Annotated in this window: 16 protein-coding genes; 11 read left to right on the forward strand and 5 right to left on the reverse strand. The window is 36.5% G+C overall.

The features are described 5' to 3' along the window. The first annotated feature begins 2 nt into the window (after positions 1-2). The 4 genes from H4K33_RS08770 to H4K33_RS08785 all read left to right on the forward strand — a co-directional run bounded on the left by H4K33_RS08770 (position 3) and on the right by H4K33_RS08785 (position 2,171). Entirely contained in the window at positions 3-245 is a 243-nt protein-coding gene (locus tag H4K33_RS08770; RefSeq protein WP_255493627.1) for a CPCC family cysteine-rich protein, read from the forward strand. Between the two features lie 133 nt (positions 246-378). Continuing rightward, positions 379-744 (forward strand): hypothetical protein, encoded by a 366-nt coding sequence (locus H4K33_RS08775; RefSeq protein ID WP_182648081.1) that lies wholly within the window; start codon positions 379-381, stop codon positions 742-744. Positions 745-877: 133 nt separating this feature from the next. After that, positions 878-1,384, forward strand: coding sequence for a HEAT repeat domain-containing protein (locus tag H4K33_RS08780; protein WP_182648082.1), 507 nt, complete (start codon positions 878-880; stop codon positions 1,382-1,384). A gap of 226 nt (positions 1,385-1,610) precedes the next feature. Then, positions 1,611-2,171 (forward strand): hypothetical protein, encoded by a 561-nt coding sequence (locus H4K33_RS08785; protein ID WP_182648083.1) that lies wholly within the window; start codon positions 1,611-1,613, stop codon positions 2,169-2,171. 201 nt (positions 2,172-2,372) lie between these two features. On the opposite strand, the gene H4K33_RS08790 is transcribed toward H4K33_RS08785, so the two are convergent. Further along, positions 2,373-3,113 (reverse strand): hypothetical protein, encoded by a 741-nt coding sequence (locus H4K33_RS08790; RefSeq protein WP_182648084.1) that lies wholly within the window; start codon positions 3,111-3,113, stop codon positions 2,373-2,375. 304 nt (positions 3,114-3,417) lie between these two features. Here H4K33_RS08790 and H4K33_RS08795 point away from each other — a divergent pair, with 304 nt between their 5' ends. Together H4K33_RS08795 and H4K33_RS08800 are read left to right on the forward strand one after the other, a co-directional pair. After that, on the forward strand, positions 3,418-4,728 hold the full coding sequence (locus H4K33_RS08795; RefSeq protein WP_182648085.1) for a DEAD/DEAH box helicase: 1,311 nt from the start codon (positions 3,418-3,420) through the stop codon (positions 4,726-4,728). Between the two features lie 25 nt (positions 4,729-4,753). Then, positions 4,754-5,194 (forward strand): hypothetical protein, encoded by a 441-nt coding sequence (locus H4K33_RS08800; RefSeq protein ID WP_182648086.1) that lies wholly within the window; start codon positions 4,754-4,756, stop codon positions 5,192-5,194. Between the two features lie 12 nt (positions 5,195-5,206). On the opposite strand, the gene putP is transcribed toward H4K33_RS08800, so the two are convergent. Next, on the reverse strand, positions 5,207-6,736 hold the full coding sequence (putP, locus tag H4K33_RS08805) for a sodium/proline symporter PutP (RefSeq protein ID WP_182648087.1): 1,530 nt from the start codon (positions 6,734-6,736) through the stop codon (positions 5,207-5,209). A 181-nt stretch (positions 6,737-6,917) separates the two neighbouring features. Next, complete coding sequence (locus H4K33_RS08810) at positions 6,918-8,705, reverse strand: hypothetical protein (RefSeq protein WP_182648088.1); 1,788 nt, start codon at positions 8,703-8,705, stop codon at positions 6,918-6,920. Between the two features lie 336 nt (positions 8,706-9,041). Between H4K33_RS08810 and H4K33_RS08815 the strand changes: the two genes are divergently transcribed. Both H4K33_RS08815 and H4K33_RS08820 read left to right on the forward strand, forming a co-directional pair. Continuing rightward, entirely contained in the window at positions 9,042-9,878 is an 837-nt protein-coding gene (locus H4K33_RS08815) for a mechanosensitive ion channel family protein (RefSeq protein WP_182648089.1), read from the forward strand. A gap of 54 nt (positions 9,879-9,932) precedes the next feature. Then, positions 9,933-10,832: a glycoside hydrolase family 25 protein gene (locus tag H4K33_RS08820; protein ID WP_182648090.1), complete on the forward strand. Its 900-nt coding sequence runs from the start codon at positions 9,933-9,935 to the stop codon at positions 10,830-10,832. A 5-nt stretch (positions 10,833-10,837) separates the two neighbouring features. Here the strand turns inward: H4K33_RS08820 and H4K33_RS08825 are convergent, their stop codons facing one another. Both H4K33_RS08825 and H4K33_RS08830 read right to left on the reverse strand, forming a co-directional pair. Then, positions 10,838-11,923, reverse strand: coding sequence for an ABC transporter permease (locus tag H4K33_RS08825; protein ID WP_182648091.1), 1,086 nt, complete (start codon positions 11,921-11,923; stop codon positions 10,838-10,840). Between the two features lie 14 nt (positions 11,924-11,937). Beyond that, positions 11,938-14,172 carry a carboxy terminal-processing peptidase gene (locus tag H4K33_RS08830; RefSeq protein WP_182648092.1) on the reverse strand — a complete coding sequence of 745 codons (2,235 nt, stop codon included), beginning with the start codon at positions 14,170-14,172 and terminating at the stop codon, positions 11,938-11,940. A 183-nt stretch (positions 14,173-14,355) separates the two neighbouring features. Here H4K33_RS08830 and surE point away from each other — a divergent pair, with 183 nt between their 5' ends. Genes surE through lpxB form a run of 3 tightly spaced genes read left to right on the forward strand, consistent with a single transcriptional unit; the run spans position 14,356 to position 16,518 of the window. Then, complete coding sequence (gene surE, locus H4K33_RS08835) at positions 14,356-15,126, forward strand: 5'/3'-nucleotidase SurE (protein WP_182648093.1); 771 nt, start codon at positions 14,356-14,358, stop codon at positions 15,124-15,126. Further along, on the forward strand, positions 15,127-15,405 hold the full coding sequence (locus tag H4K33_RS08840; RefSeq protein WP_182648094.1) for a hypothetical protein: 279 nt from the start codon (positions 15,127-15,129) through the stop codon (positions 15,403-15,405). Then, positions 15,406-16,518, forward strand: a complete 1,113-nt coding sequence (gene lpxB, locus H4K33_RS08845) for a lipid-A-disaccharide synthase (RefSeq protein ID WP_182648095.1) — start codon at positions 15,406-15,408, stop codon at positions 16,516-16,518. Positions 16,519-16,521: the final 3 nt, after the last annotated feature.

A 16,521-nucleotide genomic window follows, 5' to 3' on the forward strand; every position in this document is an offset into this window, starting at 1 on the left:
TTTTGATAAAACAGGCTTGTCCATGTTGTGGTTATTTTACTTTAACTGATGAAATAGGTAATAGTTTTCAACTTTGCCCTGTTTGTTATTGGGAAGATGATGACATACAGTTGAAAGATCCTACGTATGAAGAAGGTGCTAATGCTGTAAATTTAATTCAAGCAAAGGAAAATTTTAAATCTTTTGGAGCTATAGAAGAACGATTTAAGATGTATGTTCGCCTGCCTAGAGAGGATGAGAGATAAACAAGGAGATTCGAATTTTTAGTGCGTTTGACTCTTGCTGTTTAATGTAGAGACGACGTAAAAGAAGAGGACTTGTAAGTAATAGGAGTGAATTAACCCATCTTGAAATAAACTAGAAAATCAGAAAATGCAAATGGAACATAAAGTGAAGTATAAAACTATTTTCATCAGTCCTTTTAGTTTAAACCATAAAGAAGATGATAATTGTGATATCAATATCGTTTTAGAGACGGGAGAAATATATTTTGGCTTACTAATGACTGTAAAAAATGTTACAACATTAGCATCAAAACGCGATTATGATGGATGTCTCGATATGGTGGATACAATCATTGTTCCAAATATGGAAAAAGAAACGATAAAAAGTGCTCTAGACCGTCTAATCGATGAAAAAAGACTAGATGAAGTTTTTACAAAAATAGGGACTTTGAAAACGGAGGATTTTGATTACTCCTTTGAAGAAATTAACGATTTTCAGACCTGGTGGAAAGATAGTTAATGATGAGTTTCTTACTTTTAAGCCGGTGAGATAACAAGGATCGATTATAGTTCTTGCTAAATACATAACATGGTTTGATTCAAAATATCGATATGTTTAATCTTCGGATAAATGATTTTATAAGAATAAAGTAATGGTTGATTTTTGGAAATTTTATAAGGGTCTATTAAAAAGAACGGATTATTTTGATAAGTATTGGGATCGATTTCCTTACGATCAGCGCCACCGTTTTCAATTTAATGAAGAAACACTTTCTTTACTTAAAGACCATATTACAAATAAAAATGATAAGGGATTAGCTAGTATTTTAGCCCTTATTTGTAATAACGGAGCAGATAAAGATTATACGGATCTTTTACTACAACTTTTAGATGAAAATTGGCATACTTCTGAAGAGGATATCATAAGTGTTCTAGAATTAATTAAAGATCCTAGAAGTGTAAATAAATTATACGAGGTTGCTATTAATGTACCTGATTATGACGAGATGCGTGCTTTGGCAAAAAAATGTATGTGGGCTTTAAGTGCTATCAATACACAGGAAGCAATTCAAAAATTGGAGTTATTACAAAATTGTGATGATCTTATACTAAGAGAAAATGCAACTTTTCAATTAGAGCAAGTGCTGAAAAAGAATTAACTGGTAAAACAATATTTTCAGGCAAAAGGATAGAGTTGTTCTTGGGGGTAACAAATTCTTTGTCTGATCTATTTTCCATTTAATTTATTATAAAGCTGTGTTTACTACAAAAAATAGTATTGTAGTTGATGTTAACTATGAAGATTAAGAATAAAGTCTTTTATACGGAAGTATAAATATTAAATATTTTCCCTATCCTTGTGATGCTAAATGAAATAAATCTGCTATGATAAAAGTTATTCTTACCTATGCAACACTGCTGTTTTCGCTTTTTTGCGTTGTAACAAGTTGTTCTTCGAATCAAGTTTCTTATATTAAAACAAGTACATACGATCAAAAAGAAGAAGTAACAAACTACACCCTATCGCCTTTGGGAACCGTTAAGATACCAGGTCAATGGGAACAAACGAGTTATAATTCAAGCAGTAGACAACAGTTTTTTACCAATAAGGATAACAGTGCCACTATTGCTCTTACGTTCGCGCCATTTACGTCCTATGAGTTTAATAAAGAAGGAACATTGAAGGGATTTGATTTTACCAAAGCCTTTTATGAATGGGACTCGAGTTATATGAAAAAAACGTTTAATGCCGAAGTCGCTATACTAGAGGAAGATGCGGTTAATAACTATATTGTTTGGCAAGTTGATTTGAAAGAAGAGGGAATTAAACACTATTTTCTCTTTGGAGAAAAGAATGGAGTTGTTCGCAATTTTTCTGTCACAAAAAGCAATTGGACCAAATCAGGCGTTATTGTATTTCTGAAAGAATTGTATTTATCCAAGTGACGGTTCTTCTACTAGTGAATTAGTACTCAAGTGCTATTTTTCTATACTTCTTTTTTAAGAAATTGAAACTGTAACGACTAGGTATGTAATTACACAATAAAATGTAAAGTTCATCGGAGGATAAAAAGAAATAAAACCTCGCCTTTAAGGCGAGGTTTCTTTTTTGGGCTCATTACACCGATAGATCAAGAATTCGTTCGCTTATTGAATCTCTATTAGTGATCCAATATGTCCAGGGTAAAAAGAAATAGTACCAGTAACATTTTTGTTTTTAGTAACATTCAATGGCCACGAAGATTGTGAACCATTAGGATATTGATACGTCCAATTTATCAAGGCATTGATAACTCGTACAGGAGACGCAATGAAAACTTTTCGCTTAGTTCCCTTTCCTGCAACAGAGTGTTTTAAGTGAATTGTCATTTGAATGGGGTCATCATAACTCGTTGTACTAACTCGGATGATGCTGTGTGCTTTGTGAGTATTAGCATAGAAAAGGTCGAAAAAACTAGTTTTGTTTCCCTCCAAGTATGCAATCCTGAAACTCTGTGTATTAGAGGCTTGTGTTGCAGTAATACTGTCGTCATTGTCGCTAAAATAACGATCGTTTCTCGTTTCTAAATAAATACTTTGATCCGGCTGCTTTAAAGCCTCTTTGATGCTGCGGTTTAAGTCTTCCAATCGCTTTTCAAAACGCGCTTTGTTAGTTGGACTTACTTGTCCTAGAATCTCAGAGGTTTGTTGATAAGACATATAGTACTGCTTGTCCGTTTTATTAATACAAACATAATTTTGTAAAATGTTTTCATCTTTTGCATAATTGTCTGTATTTTGAGCAGCACGTGTTAAGGATTGTTTTGGGGCAACTACTGTGTCTTCTGTACTGCAACTGCAAAGACTTACTGCTAGAATAGCTAGTAAAGCTGAAATTTTTCTTTTCATAGAAATTAACTATTTAATGATTAAAAATGTGTATTTACCTCCTTTTGGGTAAAATGTCCTGCTAAATTATTTTAAAATAACTTTTTTTCTAATTATTTGTTGATATTAGTATGTAATTTGATTTATTTGTTTGAATAGTGTATTGATTGTGGTTGTTTTTTGAATAAAATTCAGTTGATGAAAAATAGTTTACGTATGAATTTCAAGTTTTTCTGCAAAGAACAAGGCGAATGTAAAGACAACGAAGGCTCTCCTATCCATACAAAAACACAGAACGTCAATCAAAATATCCTACCTTTACACCATGAATCAAGCAGATATCCTTAAGAAATTGGAGATTGTGTCGTTGAACGATATGCAACTTCAAACCCTTCAAAACGCGAAAGAACACGATAATATCGTTTTATTATCCCCTACTGGTTCGGGTAAGACACTCGCTTTCTTATTGCCGATAGTAGAGCGATTAAACCCGAAAATCAAAGGGGTACAGACGGTTATTCTCGTGCCTACACGTGAGTTGGCACTCCAGATAGAAACCGTGTTTAAAAAGATGGGAACTGCGTTTAAGATTAATGCGTGTTACGGCGGACATTCTACCCGTACTGAATTGAATAACCTAGCTTCTCCACCTGCCGTATTGGTTGGAACGCCAGGAAGGGTGGCTTTCCATATCGAAGAAAATTCTTTTGATACGGGGTCGGTACACAGCTATGTTGTTGATGAGTTTGATAAAGCATTAGAAATGGGGTTTCAAGAAGACATGGAATATATCATTCACTCGTTTGAACAGCTTCAATTTCGCATGCTTACTTCAGCAACTCCTTTAAAGAAAATACCTGCATTTACGGGAATTGAAAACCCCAAAAATCTCAAATTTTTGCAAGCAGCAGAAATCAAACCCCAGTTAACTTTCAGCAAAGTGGTTTGTCCTGCAGAAGAAAAACTTGAAGCGGTTATTCAGTTGATCGGAAAAATAGGGAAGGATACTATTTTAATTTTCTGCAATCACCGTGATGCCGTGACTCGAATTAGTGAAACACTGACCAACAAAGGCGTGGCAAATGGTGCTTTTCACGGCGGATTGTTACAAGAAGATCGCGAACGCGCTTTAATGAAGTTTAGAAATAGGAGTTGTCACATTTTAATTTCAACGGATTTAGCCGCACGTGGTTTGGATATTCCTGAAATTGGACATGTAATTCACTATCAAATTCCGGAAAAAGAAGATGCCTTTATTCATCGCAATGGACGTACGGCTCGTATGAAGGCAAAAGGGAAAGTGTACCTCATGGTGACAAATGAGGAAGAATACAGCTTCATCGATCCTGCGATGCCTATAGAACACTTACAAGGAAATTATGCGATTGACAATCGTACCGAGTTTAAGACGATTTACATCAGCGCAGGAAAAAAAGACAAAGTCAATAAGGTTGATATTGTCGGTTATTTGATCAAAACTGGAGGACTTCAAAAAGAGGATATCGGATTGATTGAAGTAAAAGATACACAAGCTTTTGTTGCCGTTCAAACAGCTAAAATAAAACCTTTACTGCAAAAATTGAAGGATACCAAATTGAAAAATAAAAAAGTAAAAATAGCCATAGCAAAAGATTAGCTTTGTTTTAATTCTTGTCCTGTAGATGGAAAACGAACCGGATTATCAGATATTTTTTTTTGTGATTTTTTCAACCATTTGGCTTGGTAACATATGTTATTCACCGGTTCATAAACACCTTCAGAGTAAGAAAGTTTTTTATACACTTCTAATTCTATCTATTGTTGGTGTAATTTATGCGTGTTTTAAAATTGAAATTGGTTGGGAGCACAAGCGTATTATGGGAATTTTATCGCCATTGTATTTATTTTTTTATCTTTTGCTCTATAAACTTGCGAATGCAATTGCCTTAAAGAAATACAAAAGACCAATTTATTTCAGCTGTAGAGTGAGTCGTTTTTTAGAACTAAAAGAAGCTGAAGAGTCCACTGGCTTAGAATTTTTACTGCAAATGGCGATATTAGTCACTTCATCGATACTTTGGGTTGCTATTATTGAATATGTTAAAAGCTTTGTTGTACTATAATTATACGAAGTTTTATTTTTCTTTGTGATACATGGCATTAGCAGTATCAAAAGAGACCTGTATGGCTTTGGTTACGGGTTTGCTAAAATAGGAGATAACAACGATGCTTAGCCCACTGAGTATAAACCCAGGAATAATTTCATACAGCGGTTCTCGATAACCGAAAATCATTCCATCTAATAGGTCTTCTTGCAACATCGGCCAAAAAATAACCGTTAATCCTCCAACAAGGATTCCTGCTAAAGCACCTTGAGCTGTGGTTTTTTTCCAAAATAAAGCCAAGAGAATAAGAGGGCCAAAGGCAGCACCAAAACCTGCCCATGCGCGAGATACTAACGCGAGAATACTGTTGTTTTCGTCAGAAGCAATTCCGATGGCAATGAGTGAAATCAACAATACAGCTAAACGACTCATCCATACCAATTCTCTTTGGCGGGCAGCGCGGCGAAAATAAGAGTGATAAAAATCTTGCGTAAGTGTACTAGAGGCCATAAGCAGTTGCGCGCTTAATGTACTCATTACGGCAGCCAAGATGGCAGATAGTAAAATTCCAATAACCCAAGGATTAAATAGATAGCGAATGAGCTCGATAAAAATGAGCTCTCTATTTTGGTTTACTCCCAGTGCTTGTTGTGGATTGACTTGAAAATAGGCAATACCTAAGTAACCGATTAAAACGGCTCCCGCTAAGCAAAGCAACATCCAGGTCATCCCAATACGCCTTGCTTTTTTCATCGTCTTAACTCCTTCCGCTGCCATGAAACGCGCGAGGATATGTGGTTGTCCAAAATAGCCCAATCCCCAGGCTGCTGCACTGATAATGGTTACAAAGCTAATGTTGTGAACTAAATTTGAATAATCAATTTGTTGGAGGGCACTAGCTATGTCAATTTGTTCTAAAGCGACAGACCAACCTCCTAGGTGAAGCAACAACATGATTGGAGTAACAAGTAAGGCAAAAAGCATCAACGTGGCCTGTATGGTATCGCTCCAACTCACCGCTAAGAACCCCCCAATGAAAGTATAGGTTATCGTCGCAAGTGCACTAATCCAAAGGGCTTGTGTATAAGGAAGCTCAAATATAACAGTAAATAGCTGTGCACCAGCTACCATACCTGACGCGCAGTATAGCGTAAAAAAAAGTAGAATAGCGAGTGCTGCAATCGTTTTTACTGCTTTTCCTGCCGTACCAAAACGGTGAAGAAAGAAATCGGGGAGTGTTAAAGCATTATGATACAATTCGGTATGCATACGCAGGCGACCTGCAACGAATCTCCAATTGAGGTAAGCACCTAAAAGCAAACCTATCGCTATCCAACTTTGCGCTAAACCTAAGGCAAAAATACTGCCTGGTAATCCCATGAGCAACCAACCCGACATATCCGATGCCCCTGCTGATAACGCCGTAACTAATGCACCTAAACGACGACCGCCAAGGATGTAATCAGAGAAGTTTTTTGTTTTTATATAGGCGATTAAACCAATGACCAAAATTAGAACTAAGTAAATTGAAAAGGTGATTAAGGTGGCATTGCTAGACATTTTTATTTTAAAACTAAATAAAATTTACTTTAAGTGATTGGTTGTATTTGATATAAGTAAGTAATAGTCAATAGTTGTTTGAATAGTGTATAAATTAAGCTACAAAGGAGATTGTGCAATAAAAAAATCAGGCTCTCCATAAAAGAGAACCTGATTACAATCAAAAAATGAATTAGGGGGGCTATGCGTGTAACAACGCTATTTGGATATCGGTTAATTCTTGAAGAATAGCCGATTTTTCTTTCGTAAAATAGGTGTCGTCTTGTTCAAATAAGTTTTGATAGTACGCAATTCCAGCAGTAAGGTTTTCCTTGGTTTTAGCCATTTTTTTAAGCTGAATAGGTGTCGCTTCTCCTTTGATTTGACGTTTTTCTTCTTTGAAGTGATCCAAGTACATTCGCAGTTCTTTGATAAAGAAATGAGGACGATGTACGGTGTCAATGACATTGGCACGACCATAAATGTGATGCATCATGTGTTTAAGCGATACTTCTTTGTTGAAGTAGGCGATATTCGGACCAGGGCAAATAACCACACCTTGAGCTTCTCCTTTTATTTGCATATCATTTTCTAAGAAAGAAGCATTGGCCAAACCTATACACAAACATGCTTTTTCGGTAATAGCATGAAATTTTTGTTGGTATTCCGAATCTGAGAGTTGATCTTTTTGTGTGAGTAATGCATCTAGTTCGATGGTTTGGTATTTGCGCGATGCGGTACAAATTCCTTCATTATCGTGCAATTTATTCAGCGCTAAATACTTTCTTGGACAGGAACTTCCCGCTTTGTTCTTAGCAATGCGCGCTGATTTGTGTATCTCGTTTGTCGTTCCCTTAATGTTGTTAAAGGGAATACCCAAAGGAGAAATGTGACTCAAATACAGATCTTCTTCCTTTGCATTGGCTAAAAGCTGACGAGTAGCTGGATCTACAGAAGTAGCTTCTGGAACAAGTAAAAAAGGCGATCCCCATCCTACAGAATCTACCTGATAGTGATCGAGTAAAAATTGGTGTTCTGCCGCTGTTCCCACACCACCTTGTGCAGTGATTTTTAAGCTCAAAGGAGTTGCAGGCACAAATCTTCCTTTTTGTTCTAGTGCTTTACACATTAATTCATGCGTTGTTGTGATAAGCTCTTCTCGTTTGGTTTTAAATTCATCCAATATTACTCCAAGTAAAAATCCATCTGTGGCAAAGGCATGTCCTCCACAGTTTAAACCTGATTCAATGCGGTATTCGGATACCCATAACCCTTTTTTCGCCAAGAAACTCCCCTGAATTAGAGCTGAGCGATAATCACTTACTTTTAAAATGATTCTCTTTTCTAATTGGTGGGTTGAGGTCGGATAAAAAGCGTCAAATTCTTCAAAATAGCTGAAGAGTTTTGGATTCATACCAGCAGATAAAACAACAGAAGAACTTAACGTACTATTGCTGAAACCCCGTAAAGCAGCATGTGCATCGTTGTACATAGCTGGCAAGGGACTTTTTTTATCGAATTGTTCTCGGTCTACTTTGGTCATGATATTGACGTCAATATCTCCAGGAGTCAGATAGGTATCAAGTATGTTCTTTAGGTTGTCTACCGAAATCGTATCGTCAATATAAGTTTGCAATTGTTTGCGGATATCCGATACCGTGGGTAACATATCAATGTAATCCTCTACGTTTTTTTTGCTCTGTAATAAATCTCTTTTAAGCGTGTCAAATTTTCGCTTGACTATGGTATCTAATGTATTGAGATAAGCCGTGATGCGTTTCGCTCTAAAATCTTCTATTTTTTTAGTGATTTCTTGGTAAGGCAATTCAAACTTTTCGCAATAAAATTTATTCATGCGCTCAATCAATTCGTCATCCATCACAGATAACGTCGAAGCCAATCCATATTGTGCCACGCGAATTGGGCTGTCTATGGTATAGGCAAGTCCCATCACTGGTATGTGAAAGGAATGCGTAGGTTTTACATTCATTTGGATATAGGTTTAGTTGTAAGGGAGGAAAAGTAGGTATTTTATTCGGGGACTTAGGTGATAATTATCATGCTTTAGAGAGGCGAAACAGGTCGAAAAAGTGATTTTTTAGCTAGAATTAGACGCTAATTCTTCATTAAATCGCTAAATGAGATTTTATAGACAGAAACTAGTGACGGTTTTGAAAATAAGGCTAATCACGGTAATTATTTGGGTTTTATCTTTTAATAGTTGTGTTAAAGTCTTAATTTTATCAGTTGAAGAATGCATAAAAAGTGACTTTTCTTCGATAGCCTGTCCAAAGAGTATAGACCCACTTAATAAAAGAGACTTATTTTGAATTTAAAATTATTGCTTTCTAAGTTTTTAGAATACGAACTTTACGCAAGTAAATCAATTAGTATAACAATAGGGACTATACTTTTTATTGTTTTTACGTTGTTGATTACCAAGTATGGATTGACCTTTTTGAGAAAGACATTTATTAAAAATGCACCTCCTGATGTTGCTTTGCGCTTGCGCAGTGTTTTTAATTTTGTCAATTACTTCATTTATGTGATTATGTTCTTTTTCATTCTCAATGTAATTGGACTTAATATCAGTATGTTCTTAACCACTTCGGCAGCATTGTTTGTAGGATTGGGATTTGCCTTACAAGATATTTTTCGCGATATCATTGCAGGGATTTACATTCTCTTTGACAAGACACTAAACATGGGGGATGTCATTGAAATTAATGGACAAGTAGCGCGTGTGAAAGCAATTCACCTTAGGTGTACGATTGTTGAAACGCGTAACTTAAAAGACATCGTAATACCCAATCGTAAATTGATTGATGATATTGTTTACAATTGGACTCATGAAGATCCTGTAATTCGTGCTCGAATTGATGTTGGTGTGTATATTGGAACTGATGTTGAGGTAGTAAAAGCTGTACTCTTGTCGGCAGTTGAAGATAATCCAGATGTGTTGAAAGATCCAAAACCGATTGTGTTTATTGATCAGTTTGGCGATTCTTCTATCCGCTTTATTCTGTACTATTTTATCGAACATGCCTTTGATAACGACCGAATTTCTAGTGATATCCGCTTCGCTATTGATAAGAAGTTTAAATTGAATAATATTGCTCTTCCTGTACCGGTTTTAAAAGTAGATCAAACACCTGTGCGATAATTCTGATGTACATTGTTTAGGTAAAATACGTATTTTTGTTTTTTTAAGATAATTATGGCTTCTACAAAATACGGAACTGGACAAAATTCTCCTATTGCTGTGGTAAATAAAAAACAACCCGCTAAGAGGAAACCCACTCCACGACGACCAAAAAAGAAAAAAGACAATACGGCGTTTACCCGTATTAAATGGATTTGTATTGTAGTGGTTTTATTAGGCGTTGGAGTTTGGTTTGGCATTACCTTTCAAGAGGGAATTAAGTATTTTTTTAGTGCGCAACGCAAAGAAGCCGATGAAAAATCTTTTTTTGATTTTCGTACCGTAGAAGTGTTGCAACGACACAGCGATCGCATGATTGGATTTGACGTTTCTCATTACCAAGGAGTAATTGATTGGGAACAAGTTGATTCTGTTGCACAACGTGCACCCTTAGAATTTGTTTTTGTTCGCGCTACAATGGGAGATGACGGCAAGGATAAAGCCTTTGATATCAATTGGAAAGGAGCTCGTGCAAATCACTTTATTCGCGGGGCTTATCACTATTATCGCCCGGATGAAAACTCCATCAAACAAGCCGAAAATTTTATTGCAACCGTAAAACTAAATGAAGGTGATTTTCCTCCAGTATTGGATATTGAGGATCTTCCAAAACAACAATCCATGGAAAATCTTGTGCTAGGGTTAAAGCGTTGGATGGAAATGGTAGAAAAACACTATGGCGTGCAACCTATTTTGTATTCTGGAGAACACTACTATACCAATCACTTAAAAAAATGGTTTCCCGATCATGTGATTTGGATTGCTAACTATAACTTCTTTGTAGAGGAAATCAAACCTGAATGGCACTTCTGGCAATTCACAGAAAAAGGTGTAGTGAAAGGAATCGATGGAAAAGTGGATCTCAATATTTACAACGGAACAAAATCTGATATTCGCAGTATTCTAATCAAATAATAGGGTTATTTACGCACATCAAAGGCATCGCGAATCGCATTGCCTAGCTGGGTAAAACACATAACAATACTAAACATAGCTAAGCCTGGAAGTAAGGCCAAGTAGGCTTTCCCAACCAAGATATAGTTGTAGTTTTCTTTGATCATTGCTCCCCAACTCGGAGTCGGTACTTGAGTTCCTATTCCTAAAAAACTCAATCCGCTTTCTACTAGAATCGCTGACGCAAAATTTGCTGCTGAAATTACGATAACAGGCGCCATGCAATTGGGCAAGATGTGCTTCATAATAATGCGGTAATCGGAATATCCCAAAGCTCTTGCTGCTGTAATATACTGTTGTTGTTTGGTGCTGATTACCTGCCCTCGAACAACACGAGCTACTTCTACCCACATCGTAAGACCCACTGCAATAAAAACTTGCCAAAATCCCTTGCCTAAAGCTAAGGTAATGGCAATCACTAAGAGCAACGTTGGAATAGACCAAAAGATGTTAATGACCCAAAGGATAAAAGCATCGATCTTACCTCCATAATAGCCTGCAATTGCTCCCAAACTGATACCAATTAACAAAGAGATGGAAACCGCGATAAAACCAATAGAAATGGAGATGCGCGATCCTAAAACCAAACGGCTGTAATAATCTCTTCCTTGGTTATCTGTACCCAACCAGTAGGTTTTTTGTTGGATGAGAGCTGCTCTTTCACTAGCACTAAAACCAGACAAAACCAATTTCTTCACTTGCGCACCCTCCTGTAATTCAGTATAAGGTGTATAGATCAAAGTGTCTTGCGTTAGGGTATACTGACTCAACGGAACTTGTTCGGGGGCTTCTTTACGGCCAAACCAATACTCAGACCAAGTTGGTTTTGTCGTAGTAGGAAAAACAAGAACCGCCGTTGTAAAACCAGGATGCTTGGAACGAATCGCCAAATCACCCGCATTGGCATGTTGAGATTTATCCGGTATGATGAAGTACGCGAATACACTCACCAATATAAAGAAGATAATAATCCAAAAACACAAAACGCCCCGAAAATCCTTTTTGAATTTTCGGAGCGCAATATTTGTGTTACTATTCTTGTTTCTAGCCATTGAACTAGCTGTGCTTATAGTTTTTTATCAGAAAATGTTTTTGTATTTCGAGGTGCCGTTGTCAGTTGTTTGATGTCGTTTAGGATTTTTACTCCTTCTTCAACATATACATCACTGCCCAAAGACTCATGCCATCTATCTCTTTTTTGTTCTAAAATTGTATCGGTTTTGATGCGCTCAATTTCACTTGGTAAAGAAGAGAATGTCAGATGATTGTTATATTTCGAAATCGCTTTGAATTTTTTTACTTTTTCGTCTACCTCTTTTTGTTTTGCTTCGTATTTTTTCAAGTTCAATGTAAATGATTTTTCATCCTTACGTTGATTAATCCACTGTGCATTTTCGTCAATCAATTTGAATTGATCATGACCTGCAATTCTCGATTTACTTTTGTTGATTACAGAAGAAAAGTCGTTGTTGTATGGAGTGTAGTTTGCACGGTCAATTTTATCCCACGGCATCGCATTGTCCATATCGCGTTCTCCCATATCAATGTAAGAATAGCGATCTGGTAATACAATATCACTCAATACACCTTCTCGTTGTGTAGAACCTCCATTGATTCGGTAGAACTTTTGAAGGGTGATTTTCAGAGCTCCTAAATCGCCAAACGGTTGTTTTTTCAATAGCTCGTTTAAGTCAACTAAATTCTGAACCGTTCCTTTACCATACGTGTGCTTACTACCGATGATCAAGCCGCGTTTGTAATCTTGAATAGCCGCTGCGAAAATCTCAGAAGCCGATGCAGAGAAATTATTAACCATAACAACTAACGGACCATCCCATACAATTGGCGTGCCTTTATCATCTAAAATTTGCTGTTTCCCTCTGGATGATTTTACCTGAACGACAGGACCTTCTTTAGAGAATAATCCCAACATATCTACCACCGTTTGTAGCGATCCTCCACCATTGTTTCTCAAGTCCATGATGATTCCATCGACATTCTGTTTCTTCAGCTCAATAATTTCTTTTTGAACATCTGTAAACGCATTTCGGTTGTCTTTGTTTTCAAAATTGATGTAGAATTTCGGTAATTGGATAATTCCATAGCGATTTGCTCCATCTTCAATGATACTCGATTTGGCAAATGTTTCTTCAAATTCAATCACTTCACGCGTGATAGCAACTGTTTTAATTGTTCCTTCAATTTTTTTGATGGTCAAGTAAACGGTTGTTCCTTTTTTTCCTTTGATCAATTTTACCACATTATCTAAACGAACTCCTACAACATCAATAGGTTCTTCGTCTTTACTCTGCGCTACTTTTAAAATGATATCTCCAACTTCGATTTCTTTTCCTCTCCAAGCAGGACCTCCCGGTACTAACTCGTTGATTTCAACACCTTCTGTTTTCTTTCTCAGAACCGCACCAATTCCTTCAATGCTACCACTCATGCTGGCATCAAATTTTTCTTTATTCTCAGGTGCAAAATAGAAAGAGTGTGGGTCAAAGCGCTCCACGATGGAGTTTAAGTATACAGAAAACCAATCTTTGCGCTCTAAGTCATTCAACGCGTCAAAATACTCGTCTAGTGACTTTTTAGTGCTCTCACGAGCTTCTTTTTCTAGTTGCTCGAAAGATTTAATCTCTTTGGGTTTATCGTCTTTTTTCTTCTTAGCATCCTTCGCTTTTTCTACGGTATTGCCATATTCATCTACTTCCTCTTCCTCTTCTTCAACGACATCTTTTCCTTCTTGGATTTTGATGTTGTCGGTTAAGGTAGATAAAGCATTTAGCTTCAATTGTTTTCTCCAACGATCTTTGAGTTCTGCTGGTGTTTTTGCAAATCCAATCTTGTCGTAATCCGCATCAAAAGATTCCTCTTGGGTATAATCAAAAGGTTCAGCTAAGACTTCGCTATAGATGTCTTTTGCCTCATTCATACGGGCGGTAATTCGCTGATAGGTTAGGTCAAAAAATGACAACTCTTTCAATTGAATCATATCGTCAATTAAAAGTTCATATTTGCTAAACTCATCGATATCTGACTGAAGGAAGTAACGCTTCATAGGATCAAGAGCCTTGATGTATTCCGTATATACTTGTTGTGAAAACTTGTCATCTAACTTGGGTGGATCATAATGGGTACGTTCCATTAAGTATGCGACTAACTCTAATAAGAGTTGGTCTTTTTCTGGATCCTCCGTTTCCTTTTTAGGTATAAAACTCCATAAAGCTGCAGAAACTGCAAGAAGAAGAATGATAACCTTATAATTTCTTTTCATAAATGCCCAAATAGTATTCATTAAATAGTTTTGAACTAAAGTAGTTAAAAAAGTAGAGTAATTATGATGTAAGCAGATAATTATTTGTTAAATCACAAGATAGGACGCGAGACGCCTCTCTATTTATGTTTAGAAAGTCTGAAATAACGAAATGTTTTACATAATAATTGTTACTTTTACGAAAGTAATTAAAAATTTGAGATGATGCAAAAACCATTAATACTTGTTACTAATGACGATGGTATCACGGCGCCAGGAATCCGTGCTTTGATTGATGTGATGAAAGAAATAGGGGAAGTAGTTGTGGTAGCTCCTGATAGTGCGCAATCTGGAATGGGACACGCTGTGACCATTAATAATACCTTGACGCTAGAACGTGTGAATATTGACCCCGAAATTGAGTTAGAATACGCTTGTTCGGGTACACCAGTGGATTGTGTGAAAATTGCCTTAGGACAAATTTTGGATCGCAAACCCGACCTGTGTGTATCAGGAATCAATCACGGATCAAATTCTTCTATTAATGTAATTTATTCCGGAACAATGAGTGCTGCTCTAGAAGCGGGAATGAGTGGAATTCCAGCAATTGGTTTCTCCTTATTAGATTTTAGCTGGAATGCCGATTTTGAACAAGTGCGCACTTTTGTGAAAAAGATCACAACTCAAGCGCTAGAGAATGGAATTCCAAAAGAAGTAGTGCTAAATGTCAACTTTCCGCGTTTGTTGACGGAGGAAATCAAAGGAATTAAGGTTTGTCGACAAGCAAAAGCCGTTTGGATTGAAGATTTTGACAAACGTCTGAGTCCGAATGGAAAAGAATACTATTGGTTAAAAGGTGAGTTTGTCAACCAAGATAAAGGAGAAGACACAGATGAATGGGCGTTGAGAAATGGATTTATCTCCATTGTTCCTGTTCATTTTGACTTAACTGCACATCATGCCATAAACAGAATTAATAATTGGGAATTAGTATAGATGAGAACTAGAATTAAAGACATTCTACTGGGCTTCCTAATCGGATCAGGTTTGACCGTACTTGGAGCTGAACTCTATTTGAGGTTGTTTACCAACTTTGATTTATTTATCAATTTCGATTTAATCCGCAAAGCAGGTTTGTTGGGGCGAATCGTAGCAATTGGCAGTTTATTGAATTTGGGAATCTTTACCTTTTTTATCAATAAAAGAAAGGATTACTACGCGAGAGGCTGCATTTTTGCAGTGATTATTATCACGTTAATCACACAGTTGTTGTAGATGAAATATTACATTATTGCGGGTGAAGCATCGGGTGATTTACACGGGGCTAACCTTATGAAATCAATTTACGCTAAAGATCCTCAAGCCGATATTCGCTTTTGGGGTGGTGACTTGATGCAAAAAGTTGGAGGTACGCTAGTGAAACACTATAAAGATTTAGCTTTTATGGGGTTTGTAGAAGTTGTTCAAAACCTTCGTACTATCTTAAAAAATATCTCTTTGTGTAAAAAAGATATTGCAACATTTAAACCTGATGTGCTAATCTTTATTGATTATCCTGGTTTTAATATGCGTATTGCACAATGGGCCAAAGAACATAAAATACCTACACATTATTATATCTCTCCCCAAATTTGGGCTTGGAAGGAAAATCGAATTAAAGCTATTAAACGCGATGTTGATTTTATGTATGTGATTTTGCCTTTCGAAAAGGATTTTTATGAAAAGAAACATCACTATCCTGTCACTTTTGTAGGACATCCTTTAATTGATGAAATTGAAGAATTTCGCAGCAGAGATCGCGTAGACTTTCGTCAAAAATATCAACTGGATGAACGACCAATTATTGCCTTGTTACCTGGAAGTAGAAAACAAGAAATCAAACGTTTATTAGGTGAGATGCTTTCTGTGGTACAGAATCACCCAGAATACCAATTTGTTATTGCAGGTGCTCCTGGCCAAGAGCCCACTTTTTATGAGCAGTTTTTAAAAGGACAGAATATCTCGTTTATCACCAATGATACCTATGCTTTATTAGATGTTGCTTACGCGGCTTTAGTAACCTCAGGAACAGCTACTCTAGAAACTGCCTTGTTCAAAGTGCCACAAGTAGTCCTGTACAAAGGCAATACAATATCCTATGAAATTGCCAAGCGAATTATTACCCTAAAATACATCTCTTTAGTTAATTTAATCATGGATGAAGAGGTTGTTGTAGAGTTAATTCAACATGATTGTAATGCGAAAAGAATCGCTTTAGAATTTGAAAAAATTGTAAAAAGTGAAAAAAGAAGCAAAATTTTATTGGATTATGAAAAATTAATTCATAATTTAGGCGGTCGCGGGGCTAGTGATTTAGTAGCCGGCGAGATTATTAAAAATTCTAATTGAAAA

It is taken from the genome of Myroides sp. WP-1 (assembly GCF_014145635.1).
Classification (GTDB): domain Bacteria; phylum Bacteroidota; class Bacteroidia; order Flavobacteriales; family Flavobacteriaceae; genus Flavobacterium.

Coding starts and splice junctions, on each gene's coding strand:
- putP (WP_182648087.1), bottom strand. CDS start 6,736: ATGTCTAGCAATGCCACCTTAATCACCTTTTCAATTTACTTAGTTCTA.
- surE (WP_182648093.1), top strand. CDS start 14,356: ATGCAAAAACCATTAATACTTGTTACTAATGACGATGGTATCACGGCG.
- H4K33_RS08810 (WP_182648088.1), bottom strand. CDS start 8,705: ATGAATGTAAAACCTACGCATTCCTTTCACATACCAGTGATGGGACTT.
- H4K33_RS08775 (WP_182648081.1), top strand. CDS start 379: ATGGAACATAAAGTGAAGTATAAAACTATTTTCATCAGTCCTTTTAGT.
- H4K33_RS08825 (WP_182648091.1), bottom strand. CDS start 11,923: ATGGCTAGAAACAAGAATAGTAACACAAATATTGCGCTCCGAAAATTC.
- H4K33_RS08820 (WP_182648090.1), top strand. CDS start 9,933: ATGGCTTCTACAAAATACGGAACTGGACAAAATTCTCCTATTGCTGTG.
- H4K33_RS08795 (WP_182648085.1), top strand. CDS start 3,418: ATGAATCAAGCAGATATCCTTAAGAAATTGGAGATTGTGTCGTTGAAC.
- lpxB (WP_182648095.1), top strand. CDS start 15,406: ATGAAATATTACATTATTGCGGGTGAAGCATCGGGTGATTTACACGGG.
- H4K33_RS08780 (WP_182648082.1), top strand. CDS start 878: ATGGTTGATTTTTGGAAATTTTATAAGGGTCTATTAAAAAGAACGGAT.
- H4K33_RS08790 (WP_182648084.1), bottom strand. CDS start 3,113: ATGAAAAGAAAAATTTCAGCTTTACTAGCTATTCTAGCAGTAAGTCTT.
- H4K33_RS08800 (WP_182648086.1), top strand. CDS start 4,754: ATGGAAAACGAACCGGATTATCAGATATTTTTTTTTGTGATTTTTTCA.
- H4K33_RS08830 (WP_182648092.1), bottom strand. CDS start 14,172: ATGAATACTATTTGGGCATTTATGAAAAGAAATTATAAGGTTATCATT.
- H4K33_RS08785 (WP_182648083.1), top strand. CDS start 1,611: ATGATAAAAGTTATTCTTACCTATGCAACACTGCTGTTTTCGCTTTTT.
- H4K33_RS08840 (WP_182648094.1), top strand. CDS start 15,127: ATGAGAACTAGAATTAAAGACATTCTACTGGGCTTCCTAATCGGATCA.